The 16,366-nt window shown below is 36.4% G+C and carries 8 protein-coding genes; 7 read left to right on the forward strand and 1 reads right to left on the reverse strand.

Annotated features, from left to right (window positions below):
- Nucleotides 1-15: 15 nt before the first annotated feature.
- From alaS to LPB89_RS19845, 3 genes are all read left to right on the forward strand, one after another.
- Nucleotides 16-2,664: an alanine--tRNA ligase gene (gene alaS / locus LPB89_RS19835; RefSeq protein ID WP_230703376.1), complete on the forward strand. Its 2,649-nt coding sequence runs from the start codon at nt 16-18 to the stop codon at nt 2,662-2,664.
- Between the two features lie 51 nt (nt 2,665-2,715).
- Nucleotides 2,716-3,288 (forward strand): hypothetical protein, encoded by a 573-nt coding sequence (locus LPB89_RS19840; RefSeq protein ID WP_230703377.1) that lies wholly within the window; start codon nt 2,716-2,718, stop codon nt 3,286-3,288.
- A gap of 270 nt (nt 3,289-3,558) precedes the next feature.
- Nucleotides 3,559-4,314, forward strand: coding sequence for a hypothetical protein (locus LPB89_RS19845; protein ID WP_230703378.1), 756 nt, complete (start codon nt 3,559-3,561; stop codon nt 4,312-4,314).
- A 152-nt stretch (nt 4,315-4,466) separates the two neighbouring features.
- Here the strand turns inward: LPB89_RS19845 and LPB89_RS19850 are convergent, their stop codons facing one another.
- Nucleotides 4,467-6,212 (reverse strand): ABC transporter ATP-binding protein, encoded by a 1,746-nt coding sequence (locus tag LPB89_RS19850; RefSeq protein ID WP_230703379.1) that lies wholly within the window; start codon nt 6,210-6,212, stop codon nt 4,467-4,469.
- 780 nt (nt 6,213-6,992) lie between these two features.
- On the opposite strand from LPB89_RS19850, the gene LPB89_RS19855 reads away from it, so the two are divergent.
- From LPB89_RS19855 to LPB89_RS19870, 4 genes are all read left to right on the forward strand, one after another.
- Nucleotides 6,993-7,370 (forward strand): GxxExxY protein, encoded by a 378-nt coding sequence (locus LPB89_RS19855; protein WP_230703380.1) that lies wholly within the window; start codon nt 6,993-6,995, stop codon nt 7,368-7,370.
- A 22-nt stretch (nt 7,371-7,392) separates the two neighbouring features.
- The gene (locus LPB89_RS19860; RefSeq protein ID WP_230703381.1) at nt 7,393-8,352 is read left to right on the forward strand and encodes a GSCFA domain-containing protein; all 960 of its coding nucleotides are present in this window, start codon (nt 7,393-7,395) and stop codon (nt 8,350-8,352) included.
- A gap of 216 nt (nt 8,353-8,568) precedes the next feature.
- Nucleotides 8,569-13,671: a translocation/assembly module TamB gene (locus LPB89_RS19865; protein ID WP_230703382.1), complete on the forward strand. Its 5,103-nt coding sequence runs from the start codon at nt 8,569-8,571 to the stop codon at nt 13,669-13,671.
- On the forward strand, nt 13,655-15,970 hold the full coding sequence (locus LPB89_RS19870) for a BamA/TamA family outer membrane protein (protein ID WP_230703383.1): 2,316 nt from the start codon (nt 13,655-13,657) through the stop codon (nt 15,968-15,970). The genes LPB89_RS19865 and LPB89_RS19870 overlap by 17 nt, the downstream gene beginning before the upstream one ends.
- The last annotated feature ends 396 nt before the right edge of the window (nt 15,971-16,366 follow it).

Here is a 16,366-nt window from a genome sequence, read left to right on the forward strand (position 1 = left end):
TTTTCTAATTACAACATGAAATCACAAGACGTACGTAAACAATTTTTAGACTTTTTCAAAAGCAACGGACACTTAATTGTTCCATCTGCTCCAATCGTTCTTAAGGACGATCCAACCCTGATGTTCAATAACTCGGGAATGGCCCAGTTTAAAGAATATTTTTTAGGAAACGGAACACCAAAAAGTAAAAGAATAGCCGATACGCAAAAATGTCTTCGTGTTTCAGGAAAACATAACGATCTTGAAGATGTAGGTTTTGATACCTATCACCATACTATGTTTGAGATGCTGGGTAACTGGTCATTTGGCGATTATTTCAAAAAAGAAGCGATCAACTGGGCCTGGACTTTACTGACTGAGGTTTATAAAATTCCAAAAGAAAATCTGTATGTTTCTGTTTTCGAAGGAAGCAAGGAAGATAATGTTCCGTTTGATCAGGAGGCCTGGGATATCTGGAAAACATTAATCGATGAAGACCGTATTATCCTTGGAAACAAAAAAGATAATTTCTGGGAAATGGGAGATCAGGGACCTTGCGGACCTTGTTCTGAAATTCACGTTGATTTGCGTTCTGAAGAAGAAAAAGCACAGGTTTCAGGAAAGAGCCTTGTCAATAATGATCACCCGCAGGTAGTGGAGATCTGGAATAATGTATTCATGGAATTCAACCGCAAAGCAGACGGTTCGTTAGAGAAACTTCCGGCACAACACGTGGATACCGGAATGGGCTTTGAGCGTTTGTGTATGGCATTACAGGGAAAAACGTCTAATTATGATACCGATGTTTTTACACCGCTTATCGAAAAAGTAGAACAAATTACCGGTTTAAAATATACACCAAACGATGTCACTCTGAGCGGAGTCGAAGAGTCAGAAGAACAGAATAAAACAAACATTGCGATTCGTGTAATTGTAGATCACGTTCGTGCAGTTGCCTTTGCCATTGCAGACGGACAATTACCATCAAATACGGGAGCCGGTTATGTAATTCGCAGGATTTTGCGTCGTGCAATTCGTTACGGATTTACATTTTTAAATACAAAAGAACCTTTCATCAATAAGTTGGTAGAGGTTTTAGCCAATCAGATGGGAGAATTTTTCCCGGAAATCAAATCGCAGCAACAATTGGTTACCAATGTAATTCGTGAAGAGGAAGCTTCTTTTTTAAGAACGTTGGATCAGGGTTTACAGTTGCTGGATAATGTAATTGCACAAACTAGCGGTTCAGAAGTTTCTGGTGCTAAGGTTTTTGAATTGTATGATACATTTGGTTTTCCAAAAGATTTGACAGCTCTAATTCTAAAAGAAAAAGGTTTCTCCTATAATGAAGAGGAATTTGAAGTTGAATTACAAAAACAAAAAACACGTTCCCGTGCTGCCTCCGAAGTTTCAACAGAAGACTGGTCGGTTTTGATTCCTGGAAATGTGGAAACATTTGTGGGTTATGATAAAACAGAAAACGACGTAAAGATTACCAGAATCCGTAAAGTGGATTCTAAGAAAGACGGAATTCTGTACCAAATCGTTTTAGACCATACGCCATTTTATCCGGAAGGAGGAGGTCAGGTTGGTGATAAAGGAACACTGGTTTCTGCCAATGAAACGATCGAAATCATCGATACTAAAAAAGAAAATAACCTGATTCTGCATTTTGCAAAACAATTGCCTGAAAATATTGAAGCTGGTTTTACAGCAAAAGTAAATACCGACTTAAGAGGTTCAACTTCTAAAAATCACTCTGCTACGCATTTAATGCATTTGGCTTTGAGAAACCTTCTGGGAACTCACGTAGAGCAAAAAGGATCCCTGGTAAATCCAAACTATTTGCGTTTTGACTTTTCGCATTTTTCTAAAGTTTCAGACGAAGAATTACGTCAGGTGGAGGCGAGTGTAAATGCGCAGATTGAAGCACAATTGCAATTAGTGGAACACAGAAATATTCCGATAAAAGAAGCATTAGATAAAGGTGCCATGGCTCTATTTGGAGAAAAATACGGAGATAATGTCCGTATGATTGAATTTGGCGACAGTAAAGAACTTTGCGGTGGAATTCACGTAAAAAACACAGCAGAAATCTGGCATTTCAAAATCATTTCTGAAGGTGCAGTTGCAGCTGGAATTCGTCGTATTGAGGCGATTACAGGTGATGCCGTAAAAGACTTCTATAAAAATCAGGAGAATACTTTAGCTGAAATAAAAGAAACATTAAAAAATCCACAGGATATTTTAAAATCAGTGGCTTCTTTGCAGGATGATAATGCGAAACTGAAAAAACAAATCGAGCAACTGCTTAAGGAAAAAGTTGGCGCTTTAAAAACCGAACTGGAGAAAGATTTCCAGGAGATAAACGGCATAAATTTCCTTGCCAGACAAGTAGATTTAAGCATGGCTTCGACAAAAGAGCTGGCATCCGCACTGGGAAGTTCAAAAGCAGATTCGTTTGTGTTCCTGGCTTCAGTAGAAGATGGTCTGCCAAACATTCACTGTTATATTGCTAAAGAATTAGTAGCAACTAAAAGCTTAAATGCCAATGCTGTGATTAAAGAATTAGGAAAATATATTGAAGGAAATGGGGGAGGACAACCTTTCTTCGCATCCGGAAAAGGGAAAAATGCTAACGGAATTGCTGAAGCTTTGGCTAAGGCAATTGAGTTTGTGAAATAAAAGAGTAATTGAAAGCTTTTTCAGGGTATTAAATTGAAAGCATAAAAAAATATGTATAGAAAACTTAAACTAATTATTATTTGTTCAATTGTTTTTACATCATTTAGTTATGCTCAGAGATATCAAATATATGAAGGAGGATTTGAAAATTTAAAAGATATTAAATCCTTTGCCATGGCGTTTGATTATGAAAATATCCAGGTTCATGGTTTTGACTCAGAAGAAGATTTTTTAAAAGAAAAAATGGAAAAAAGAAAATCCAATCCCGAAAAAGCTGCAGCTTTCAGGCGGGATTGGTTTTCAAACCGGGATCAATATTACAATCCGGCATTTATAAATTATTTCAATAATTACTTTAAAAAAGGAGAACGTAAAATTGTTACTGATTCTCCCTATTTAATGAAGGTGAACTTAACCTGGATTTATCCGGGTTATGCATTAGAACCTGCTAAATTGTCTGCAAAAATTGAGTTTATCGATACCATTAATTCGAAAAAACTGCTTGTAATTCATTTTGAAAAAGTGATTGGGATGGAGAAAAAAACAATAGAAATCAATGAGTATGAAAGAGTAATTGGTGCATTTGAAAAACTCGCTAAAAATTTAGCCATTCAATTGAAGTAGAGATGAAACCCTTAAGGGATATTCCATTCACTTAAAAATTTTACTTTTTAAAAATTAAAGCCTGAATTTTTTTGCAATGCTGAAAGAATCAAAGAAGTTTTTTTAAATAAAAAGTTCTGAAAATTTTGCTTTTCATAAACACTTAATGACGAAGGTCCGAATGTATTATTTTGATAATTATTCGTGCTTTTATTATACAAACCGTATAGGTTTTTAATTTTGATTTTGTTTTATTTGCACCATAATTAATCAGAATCAAATTAATAAAAAATGAAAAAAATTCTATGCCTTTTTGGTGCAGCAGCACTACTATTAACTTCTTGTTCAAGTGATGATGATAAAACTACATCTGAAGAAAATGTGGTTTTTTTACCTAAAACAGAAAAGTACACCTACGCGCTTAATGCCCAGGACAACAGCACTGTTACTTATGCTTATGATGGAAACAAAATAACAAGCCTGACTTATAATACAGGTGAGAAAACAGTATTTACTTATACGGATAATTTAATTACAAAAGCAGTTTACACGGAAACCTATGAAGGTGCGCCGCGTGTTTTTACCACTACTTTTACTTATGAGAATGGTAAATTAAAGTCTTCTTTTCAGCTTGGTTCAGCAAACTCTGTAAATAAAAGAAGAACGTACACGTATAATGCAAACGGTACAATTTCAACAGTTACTGTTCTAATTAATCCTGTGACTCAAGTGGAGACACAAGATTCATCCAGTGTACTTACTTTGGACGCCAGAGGAAATATTGTTAAAGCTGAATTTAACGATTTAACCAACATAATAGAATACGATACTAAGAATAATCCTTTCAGGGATGTTTTAGGATTTACTGCTTTACTGGACTCTGATATTTTTGACAAAGATGCTAACTCTGTTAACAACATGACTAAAGTAACTGAAAAATCAGGGGACGTTATTGAAGGTACAACAACTTATACAAACACGTATAATACTGCTGACTACCTGATTAAATCCGTAAGCGGAAACGATACTTACGAGTACACTTATTAAAAAAGACTCTAAGACGCTGAGGTTCTAAGGTGCTGAGATTTCTTTACTATTTTAAACAATAAACCCGACAGATTAAAAATCTGTCGGGTTTTGTATTTCAGCCTAAAAAAGCTCAGTACCTTAGCAACTTAGTAACTCAGCACCTTAAAAATCTATTTTCGTTCCCCAATCTGCTGACGCCACATCGCGTAATACAAACCTCTTTCAACGATTAGATCTTCGTGTTTCCCTTGTTCTATAATTTTCCCCTGTTCCAGCACAAAAATTCTGTCGGCATGCATGACCGTAGACAATCGGTGTGCGATTAAAACCGTGATTCTGTTTTTATCAGAGATGTTTCTGATGGTTGCATTAATTTCTTCTTCTGTTATGGAATCCAGGGCAGAAGTGGCCTCATCAAAAATCAATAAATTCGGGTTTCTTAAAATAGCACGTGCAATAGACAAACGCTGTTTTTCACCGCCGGAAACTTTAATTCCTCCTTCACCAATGGTAGTATTTAAACCGTCTTCGGCACGTTTTAGCAGTTTTTCGCAGCTTGCTCTTTTCAGGGCATCATATAAATCTTCATCGGTTGCGTTTGGTTTTACAAACAATAAATTCTCCCGAATCGTTCCGGAAAACAACTGAGCATCCTGAGTAACGAAACCTAATTGTTTTCTTAAATCCAGTAAATCAATTTCCGTTGAATCAATTTCATTATAAAGAACCTGACCTTCTTCGGGAACATATAAGCCGACCAGTAATTTTACCAGTGTAGTTTTCCCGGATCCGGATGGGCCAACGAAAGCAACGGTCTGGCCTTGTTTGATTTCGAAATTAATATTTTCTACCGCTTTAAATTTCGCTGTTTTATGCTTGAAACTTACATTGGAAAAAAGCAAGGACTGGATCGCTCCGACATGTTTTGGGTTTTTCGGGCGAAATTCTTTCGGAGCATTCAGCAGTACCCTGAAGTTCTCCATGGAAACTTTGGTCTCATTAAGCGCTATAATAAAATTCCCTAATTCCTGAAGCGGACCAAAAATAAAGAAGGTGAAAAATACCATGGTCAGTAAATCTCCCACAATAATTTTTCCTCCAAATAAAAAGTAATACAAAGTAAAAACAACACAGGTTCTTAAAAAGTGAACGGTGGTTCCCTGAATAAAACTTAAACTCCTGATGAAACGTATTTTCTCCAGTTCTAGCTGAAGAATTTTAAAGGTATTCAGATTCAGACGTTTTTCTTCCTGATAGGTTAATCCAAGACTTTTTACCAATTCGATGTTTCTTAAGCTTTCTGTGGTTGAACCCGCCAAAGCATTGGTCTGGTTTACAATTTTTTTGGAAACAATCTTAATTTTTTTACCCAGATAAGAACTTACCAAAGCAATAATCGGTGCCGTGATTAAAAAGATTATCGAAATACGGGAATCAATTCGGGAAACGTAAAGAATGACAAACACGAATCCAATAATCGTCTGAAAGATTAGTGAGATCGAAAGTGTAATTAATTTTTCGGAATCAGAACGCACTTTGGTCAGCTTGCTCAGTGTTTCCCCGCTTCGCTGGTCTTCAAATTCAGCGTAAGGCAGATCAAGCGATTTTTTGATCCCGTCGGTATACATTTGCGCTCCGGTTCTCTGAATGACAATATTGGTAAAGTAATCCTGGAAATTTTTGGTGATTCTCGAAATCATGGCAGCACCAAGGGAAAGTCCCAGCCAGAAGGCTAAAGACCTGATAAAACCCATTTCGTTTCCTTTGTATTTTGCGAGTCCAACCCCACAATCCTGCATTAATTTACCGGTAATGATGGAATCAGATAAACTGAAGCAGATGTTAATAGTAGCCATAATCAACGCAAAAAGCAACAGCAGTTTGTGTCTGATTATATAAGAATATAGTAATTTCATAAGTGAAGTTAAATTTATAGAAGATGCAAAAGTAGTGAATTGTTTGGCTCTGTAAAGTTGCTTTTTAGTTATTAAAAAACTAAATTTTATATTTTGAAATTTGAAAGTCTTAAGGGGTCTGTTTTATGAAGTTTTTTATTTCACGCTAAACCGCAAAGTAATTAAATTTATCTCTAGATAAAGCTTGTAAAAAACTTTGCGTCTTTGCGCCTTTGCGTGAAATTACACAGGCTTGAGAGAGCGAAGTTTTTGTTTTTATTGGTTATAGTTTAATCACGCAAAGTCGCGAAGTCGCAAAGTAAAAAAATCAGCTTTAGATAAGCTTGTAAAAAACTTTGCGTCTTTGCGCCTTTGCGTGAAATTCCACACGCTTCCAAGAGCGAAGTTTTATTTTTATTGGTTAAAGTTTAATCACGCAAAGTCGCGAAGTCGTGAAATTACACACGCTTCCAAGAGCGAAGTTTTTGTTTTTATTGGTTATAGTTTAATCACGCAAACGCGCAAAGTCGCCAAGTAAAAAATCTGTTTTAGATAAAGCTTTGTAAAAATCTTTGCGTCTTTGCGTGAAATTCCACACGCTTCTAAGAGCGAAATTTTTATTTTTATTGGTTAAAGTTTAATCACGCAAAGTCGCGAAGTCGCAAAGTAAAGAAGTTATTTTAAGGATAGCATTTTAAAAAACTTTGCGCCTCTGCGCCTTTGCGTGATTTTTTAAGCCTATTTTTTGCGCTAGCCATATATTTAGTAAGTTTTTTCTGTATTTTTGTAAAAAAAAATAAAATGACAGAAAACGAAATTGCAGCTATAGTTGTTGATGTTTGCTATAGAATACATGTAAAACTAGGCCCCGGACTGTTGGAATCTGTTTATGAAGCTATTTTAAATTACGAGTTAACTCAAAGAGGATTACATGTTGAAAGACAAAAGCCATTGCCCGTGAACTGGAGCGGAATAAAACTGGATATTGGATTTAGAGCAGACCTGATAGTAGAAAATAAAGTGCTTTTGGAAATCAAATCAGTGGAACAAATTAGTGAGATTCATGGCAAACAAGTTCTAACCTACCTTAAAATCACAAAAATGAAATTAGGCCTTTTAATTAATTTTAATGTGCCGATTATTAAATTAGGCATTAAAAGAGTCGTCAGTAATCTTTAACTTTGTTTAAAAGTAAAAAATCATGCAATTCAGAACCGGGATTCCAATTTCAAAAAACAATAATCCAATCGATTATAATTCGAAAATAATTTCTATGGGTTCCTGTTTTGCCGAAAACATGGCCGATAAGTTTGACTATTTTAAGTTTCAGAATCAAACAAATCCGTTCGGAATACTATTCAATCCGGTTTCTATTGAAAAAGTAACAGAAAGAACAGTTCGCGAAGAATTATTTACAGAGAAAGATGTTTTCTTTCATAACGAACGCTGGCATTCTTTCGAAGCACATTCCGATTTAAGCAATTCAGACCGACAGGAATTACTCGAAACACTGAATAAGGCGATAGAAATAACCAACAAGCAGTTAAAACAAGCTACACATATCATTATCACGTACGGAACATCGTGGGTTTACAAAAATATAGAAAGCAATGCCATCGTTGCCAATTGCCATAAAGTGCCGCAAAAACAGTTTGTAAAAGAATTATTATCCGTTGACAACATTCAGAAAAGCATTCAGAATACCATCGATTTAATTCAGGCTGTGAATCCGGATATCAATTTCATTTTTACCATTTCACCGGTTCGCCACATAAAAGATGGTTTCACAGAAAATCAACTTAGTAAATCACATTTATTTACGGCACTTCATCAGGTTTTAAAAATGCATAACGCACCACCCATAACGCATAACTATTTTCCTTCTTACGAAATCATGATGGACGAACTTCGAGATTATCGTTTTTACGCCGAAGATATGCTGCATCCCAACCCGGTAGCAATTGATTATATCTGGAAAAGATTTTCCGAAAATTATATTTCAGAAAACAGTATTTCGACAATGCAGGAAGTAGAAGAAATACAAAAAAGTCTGCGTCACAGAAGTTTCAATCCCGAATCGGAACAACATCAGAAATTCTTAGCCAAATTGCAACAAAAAATGAATCTTCTGGGCGAAAAATTACCACACATCAGATTTTAAAAAACCAAATAAAATTAGCCTTTAAAGAAAAAACGGCTGTATTTTAGCGCTTTCATGAAAAATAAAAAGTAAGAAATTAACTATTTGGCAGTGAAATTTTAGAATAATTGACCGTAATTATGTAAATTGTTAAAGTTTAAAATTTACAATTTTGTAGGCTGTACAAAAACAGCCTTATACTAACGCAATTCTAATCTAAAAGTGTTTTATTGACATATGAATAAGAAATCAGTTCATTTTCTTAAAAAAACACTACGCATACTACTTTGGTGCGTAGGTTCTATTATTGCACTTTTATTACTTCTTATTATTTTAATTCAGGTACCGTCGGTTCAGAATTATGTTAAAGACAAAGCCGTAAGCTACCTTCATAACAAAATAAAAACCAAAGTTTCATTAGAGCATATTTCTATAAAATTCCCTAAAGATGTAGTGCTGGAAGGTTTTTACTTTGAAGATCAGAATAAAGATACCTTGCTGGCTGGTAAACGTTTAGAAGTCGATGTCGATTTGTTTAAACTGGTTAGCAGTGAACTCGAAATTAATTCCGTTTCACTTGAAAATGTAAATGCTAATATCTCGCGAAATAAAGACGGTGTGTTTAATTTTGATTATATCATTAAGGCATTCGAATCAAAAGACGACAAACCCAAAGATCCCGATAGTAAACCTTTTAAAATATCAGTGGTCGATGTCAGGCTGGATCATATTAATTTTAATTTTAAAGATGATTTTGCCAAAAATGATGTCAAAGTAAAACTGACGCATTTTGATACCAAATTCAATAAATTCGATTTGGACAAAATGGATTTCGATATTCCGAATATTAACTTAAACGGATTGAAATTAGGTTTAGATCAGGCTGCCGTAGAGAAGATTGCAGAAGTCTCTGTTGAAACCGTTGACACCATTTCTAAAAGAAAAGACTTCAAATTAAAATTAGACAAAATCAGTTTGTCAAAAATTGATATTGCTTACGATAATAAAGATTCAAAACTGGATTCGGGAATAAAACTGGGCAATTTAGATTTAACAGTTAATGAAATTGACCTGAACAAACAGCTTTTGGATTTTGATTCTTTCGAATTGAAAGATCTGAAAGGAAACTTACGCTTAGGCACAAAAGACAAACAAATTAAAGCACCGAGTTTAGATTCGACTGCGATAAAACAAACTGGCTGGAAAGTAAAACTAAAGACGGTAAACATTCAGAATATAGCCTTCAGGTTTGATGATATGCAATCTGCGCCCACTCCAAAAGGGATCGATTACAGTCACCTTGATTTAAGCAAATTCAATCTTAATGCAGAAAAATTATATTACGGAAACGATATCATTTCCGGAAATATAAAAGCACTTGCCGCCAATGAAAAGAGCGGATTGCAAATTCAGTCCTTAAAAACCAATTTCTTTTACGGGCCAAAAAATGCTTCTCTGGAAAATTTATATGTACGAACGCCGCAAACGCTTTTACAAAATAAAATTAAGTTGAAATATGCGTCACTTGCCGCATTAAAAAAAGATTTAGGAAACCTGAATTTAGACGCCAATTTAAATCAATCTAAAGTGGGTTTCAAAGATATTTTGCTTTTCGCTCCGGATTTAAGAAAATCGAATCCGTTTAAAAGTAATCCAAATGCCATTTTATACCTGAATACCCGCTTAAGCGGAAAAATCAAAGACCTGAATATTCCCTTGTTCGAAATGAGCGGAATCGGGACAACAAGAGTTGCTCTTTCAGGGAAAATCAAAGGCTTGCCGGATGCCCAAAAAGCCTATTACGATCTGGATATCAAAAAACTGTCCAGCACTGCTAAAGACATATATTCTTTTGTGCCTGCAGGAACCATTCCGAAAAACATTCAGTTGCCTTCACAATTTAATTTAATTGGAAAATTTAAAGGTTCCGTTCAGAATTTCAAAACCAATTTAGCTTTAAACAGTAGTTTCGGAAATGCAAAAGTAGATGCCTTGTTTGATCAGCGCGTTAAAAAAAGAGAGAAGTACGACGCAACGGTTTATTTGCTTGATTTTAATTTGGGACGATTAATCAAAAACGATTCTATTGGGAAAATCACGCTGAAAGCAAAAGTGAAAGGAAAGGGACTGGATCCTAAAACAGCTCAGGCAGAACTGGACGGGATTGTTCAGAAGGCGGTATTCAACAGATATACCTACAGGAATCTGGCTTTGAAAGGCCATATCGAAAACGGATCTTTTGCCGTGAAATCCGGCATGAAAGATCCGAACCTGAATTTTGATCTTGTAGCCAGTGGTGATACGAAAGACAAATATCCATCCGTAAAATTAAAACTAAACCTGGATATTGCCGATCTCGAAAAACTGAACCTGCATGCCGGTCCAATGAAATTACGCGGAAATGTTGATGCGGATATCGCTAACAGTAATCCGGATTTTTTGAACGGGAAAGTATTTCTTTCGAATATACAGATCTTACAGGCCGCAGAACCAATCGTTTTAGATTCGGTTCGTGTCATTGCTTTTTCAGATAATACCAGAAACAATATCAAGCTAAGCTCTCAGTTTTTAAAAGCTGAAGTAGACGGAAAGTACAAGCTGACGACCTTAACAGCCGCTATAAAGAAATCACTTTCCAAGTATATGGATCTGAAAAACCCGAAAGTAAACGGGGAATCAGACGAACAGCGTCTGGCTTTTACGCTAACTGTAGACAATGATCCGATATTATTTAAACTGGTTCCGAAACTGACTGGACTGGAGCCGATTAAAATTACAGGGAAATACAACAATGTAACCGATTCTTTGGAAATAAAAGGAACGATTCCGCGAATTGTGTACGCCAATAACACCATCTCCGACGGAAAAATAAATATTGAAGGCAAAGAAAACGCGCTGGAATATCAAATTTCCGTGGCTACCATTGAAAGCGGTGAATTGAAAGTTCCGTTTACAAGTTTGTCCGGTAAAGTCGAAAATAATATTCTTACCTATGCTTTGCAGGTAAAAGATACCAAAGAGAAAGAACAGTATGTAATTGCCGGAGAATTTCTTCGTCAGGACGGTAAAAACATTTTGAAAATCAGCCCGGAAAATTTTGTACTGAATTACGACAAATGGAGTATCGATCCTGAAAATGCTATTGAGTTGGGCAATAAAAGGCTTTATATCAATAAGTTTTTCCTCGCGAATTCCGGAAACGAACTTAAAATACAGTCTAAAAACAATCAGGATAATGCACCGATTGAAGTTGACTTCGTAAATTTCAAAATTGAAACCATTCTGAATATTGTCAAAAAAGACAAACTGCTTATGCAGGGGTTAATCAATGGAAATGCAGTGGTCGAAAACGTAATGACATCGCCTATTTTTACTTCTGATATAAAAATAGATGATTTTGCTTTCAAAGCGGAACCCGTTGGAGATATTGCCATAAAAGTAGATAATAAAACAGCCAATACATTAGCGGCCAATGTAGTGTTGAGCGGCGAAGGAAACGATGTAAACCTTACCGGAAATTACAAAATCAACGGTGGCAATTTAGATTTCAATGTTGCGATTAATAAATTGAATATCAAAAGTATTCAGGGTTTCACAATGGGTAATGTTACTGAAGGAACCGGATTTTTATCGGGGAATTTCAAAATTACAGGAAATACATCGGCGCCGAAAATTGCCGGTGAATTAAACTTTAATGATACCGGTTTCAGAATCACACAGCTGAATTCTTATTTCAAAACCAATAACGAGAAAATCACTTTCAATAACGAAACCATTTCATTTGATAAATTCTCGCTTCTGGATGAAAATGACAATGAATTATTCGTCGACGGAACGATCCAGTCGCCAGATTTCAAAAATTTTAATTTTGCATTAGTAGTGCAGGCAGAAGATTTCAGGGCGATTCATTCGAAAGCTGCAGATAATGATTTGTTTTACGGCGATTTATTTTTAGATACAAAATTAAACATCAAAGGAAACCTTGAAAGTCCGGTTATTGACGGAACAATCAAAATAAATAAAGAAACGAAATTCAGCGTTGTTTTGCCACAGTCAGATCCTTCCATTGCAGACAGAGAAGGGATTGTTGAGTTTGTCGATGAAGATAATATGTATCTGAAACAAACGATTGACATGAAAAATAAACTCGATCAGGCCGAGTTAAAAGGCATGGATGTCAACGTGGCCATTACAATCGATAAAGAAGCAGAACTTACTTTGGTCATTGATAAAGGAAATGGGGATTATTTAAATCTGAAAGGAGAAGCGCAGCTCGTTGGCGGTATTGACAAATCGGGAAAAACTACACTAACAGGTAAATATGAATTTACGGATGGAGCTTACGAAATGAATTTCAATGCCATCCGAAGAAAATTTGATATCCAGAAAGGAAGTTCAATCGTATGGAACGGAGAACCAACAATGGCGACGTTAAACATTACGGCCATTTATAAAGTGAACACCGCTCCGATTGATTTGCTTGGAAACCAATTGTCAGGGATGGATCCGGCGGTAAAAAATACCTTTAAACAGAAACTTCCCTTTCAGACGTTATTAAAGATGAATGGCGAATTGCTGAAACCTGAAATTTCATTTGGAATTACTTTGCCGGACGGCAGTTATGATGTGGCATCGAATGTGGTAGAACTTACCCAGACCAAACTAAAACAGCTGGAGCAAGATCCGAACGAATTAAACAAACAGGTCTTTGCGCTTTTATTACTGAATCGGTTTGTGGGTGAAAATCCGTTTGAAAGCGAAAGTGGGGGGACAAGTGCAGCAACACTGGCCAGACAAAGTGTGAGCAAAATTTTATCCCAGCAGTTAAATGATCTTGCGGGAGAACTGATTAAAGGCGTTCAGTTAGAATTTGACCTGGAATCGACAGAGGATTATACGACCGGAACGATGGAAAACAGAACCGATCTGAATGTTGCGGTTTCTAAAAAATTACTCGACGACCGATTGAAAGTGACCGTAGGAAGCAGTTTTGGGGTAGAAGGCCAGGAGCGCGCCAACGAAGAAAGTACCAATATTGCGGGTGATGTAGCTTTAGATTATCAGCTTACAAAAGACGGTCGTTATATGGTTCGGGCATATCGAAAAAATCAATATCAGGTGGCCGTTGAAGGGCAGGTAGTAGAAACAGGAGTAGCTTTTATTATCACGATGAGTTACAATAAATTCCGTGAACTTTTTCACCGTACAGAAGCCGAAAGACAATTGATTAAAGAAGAAAAAGTCCGCAAAGAAAAAAGAAAACAGAAAGAGAAAGAAGAAAAAGAAAAAAAGGAAAATCAACCGGAAAATCAAATAGAAGGAAATGAGCAAAAAACATAGCCATATAGAAACACGTTATATCCGGTATTTTATAGTGCTGTCCTTATTTTTTGTTTTTGGATGCAGTAATACGAAATACCTGCCGGAAGGTGAATTGCTGTATACAGGAGGTTCTGTGACCGTAAAAGATTCCATGATAAAAAAGAAAGATAGAAAAGCACTCGAGAAAGAACTGGAAGGCTTACTTCGTCCCAAACCAAATAAACAGATCTTTGGGTTAAAACCTAAACTCTGGATCTACAATATTGCAGGAGAACCTAAAAAACAGAAAGGAATCCGATACTGGCTGCGAAATACGGTAGGGGAACCGCCGGTACTTTTCAGTAAGGTCGATCTGGATTATAATGCATCCGTTTTGCGAAATTTCACCGAAAATCGTGGTTATTTCAAAACCAGGGTAAGTGCTGATTCTACCGTAAGAAACAAAAGGGTGACAGCCGAATATACCGTGACTCCTAAAAAACAATACATTATCAAAAGTGTTACTTTTCCAGATGATTCGCTGAAAATGTCCAAAATTATTGCCAGATCAGCCAGAAGAAGTCTGCTGAAAGTTGGCAAACCCTATGATCTGGATCTTATTAAAGCCGAAAGAGAACGAATCGATGCACGACTGAAAGAAAAAGGATATTACTATTTTAATCCCGATTATATTCTGGCCAAAGTAGACAGCAGCAAAGGCGATCATGAAGTTAAAATCAGGCTGGTCATCAAAGACGAAGCACCGGCAAAAGCACTGACAGCGTATAAGATTGGTAATATATTTGTTTATCCGAATTATTCCTTGTCCAATGACAGTGTCGTTTATCGCAAAAGAGATATCAAACAATACAATGATTTTACGATTATAGATACCGCAGATACTTTTAAACCAAGGGTTTTTGACAGGACGATTTATTTTAAAAAAGGAGATTTGTATAACAGGAAAGACCACAATCTGACTCTAAACCGTTTTGTAAATCTCGGAACTTTTAATTTCGTTAAAAACGAATTTAGGGAATCAGACAGTATACCAAAGACTTTAGATTCGTATTATTACCTGACGCTTTTGCCTAAGAAATTTATTCGTGTTGAGGTTTTGGGAAAAACCAATTCAGCGAGTTATACCGGAACCGAAATTAATGTCAACTGGAACAACAGAAACTTCTTTCGCGGTGCTGAATTGTTTACCGTATCTGTTTTTGGAGGCGCTGATTTTCAGCTTTCAGGAAAGAACAGCGGGAAGAATATTTTTAAACTCGGTGCAGAAACCAGCCTTACGTGGCCAAGGTTTATTACACCCTTTCATATTCAGGGAAACAGCGAATTCGTGCCAAGGACCAAAGCTACCCTTCGCTATGAATATCAGAACAGAACGCAATTGTATGCGTTGAATTCGTTTAATACATCATTCGGATATCTGTGGAAAGAAAACATTCGCAAAGAGCATCAGTTGAATGTTATTGATGTGACCTATGTAAGTCCCAATCATGTAACCGATGAATATCTGGCCGATATTGCAGAAGATCAGGCATTGGGAAAAGTAATCGAAAAACAATTGATTTTTGGGCCTACCTATTCGTTTACTTACACCAATACGATGCAAAAGCGTAAAAAAAATACGTTTTATTTTAATGGGGAATTAGATTTGGCCGGAAATATTACCGGACTGGTTACAGGCGCCAACATCAAAAAAGATAATGTAAAAAATATATTTGATGTTCCGTTTAGTCAATATGTGAAAGTAAAAACGGATTTAAGGCATTACTTAAAATTAGGAAAAGAAAGCGAATTGGCCAGCAGGGTGATTCTCGGTGTTGGATATGCATACGGAAACTCCAATGCACTTCCGACATCCAAACAATTTGTAGTTGGAGGAACCAATAGTATTCGTGCTTTCAGGGCAAGATCGCTGGGCCCGGGAAGCTATAAGGCAGAAGTCACTGCAAATGATTATGTGCCGGATCAGTCTGCCGATTTAAAACTGGAATTTAATACCGAATACCGCGCAAAACTTTTTAGTATTGTAAGAGGAGCGATATTTGTAGATGCCGGTAATATCTGGCTTTTGCATAATGATCCAAACCGTCCGGGTGCAGAAATCACTAAAGATTTCATGAAACAGCTTGCGGTGGGAGCAGGAGCGGGATTGCGTTTTGATCTGTCTTTCCTGGTGTTGAGAACCGATTTGGCTTTTCCGTTACGAGTTCCGTACCTTCCTGAAGGGCAGCGATGGGTGATTGACGATATCAACTTCGGAAGCGGCCCCTGGAGAAAAGAAAATCTGATTCTGAATATTGCGATAGGATATCCTTTTTAAAGTTTTTTTTCCGCTACGAATTTTTTTAGCCACGAATTACACAAATTAACACGAATTTCAACTGTTGAAATTTATCAATCAACACAAAGCACAGATTAGTGGAAATTCGTGCCATTCGTGGCCAAAAAAAGATTCCAGAATGTTTTTGCTGCGAATTAAGCGAATTAACACGAATTAGCGCGGTTGGAATTTATCAATCAACACAAAGCACAGATTAGTGGAAATTCGTGCCATTCTTGGCCAAAGAAAGATTCCAGAATGTTTTTGCTGCGAATTACGCGAATTAACACGAATTAGCGCGGTTGGAATTTATCAATCAACACAAAGTATAGATTAGTGGAAATTCGTGCCATTCGTGGCCAAAAAAGATTCCAGAATGTTTTTGCTGCGAATTAC

This window comes from Flavobacterium sp. ENC (assembly GCF_020991415.1).
In the GTDB taxonomy this organism is placed as follows: Bacteria; Bacteroidota; Bacteroidia; order Flavobacteriales; family Flavobacteriaceae; genus Flavobacterium.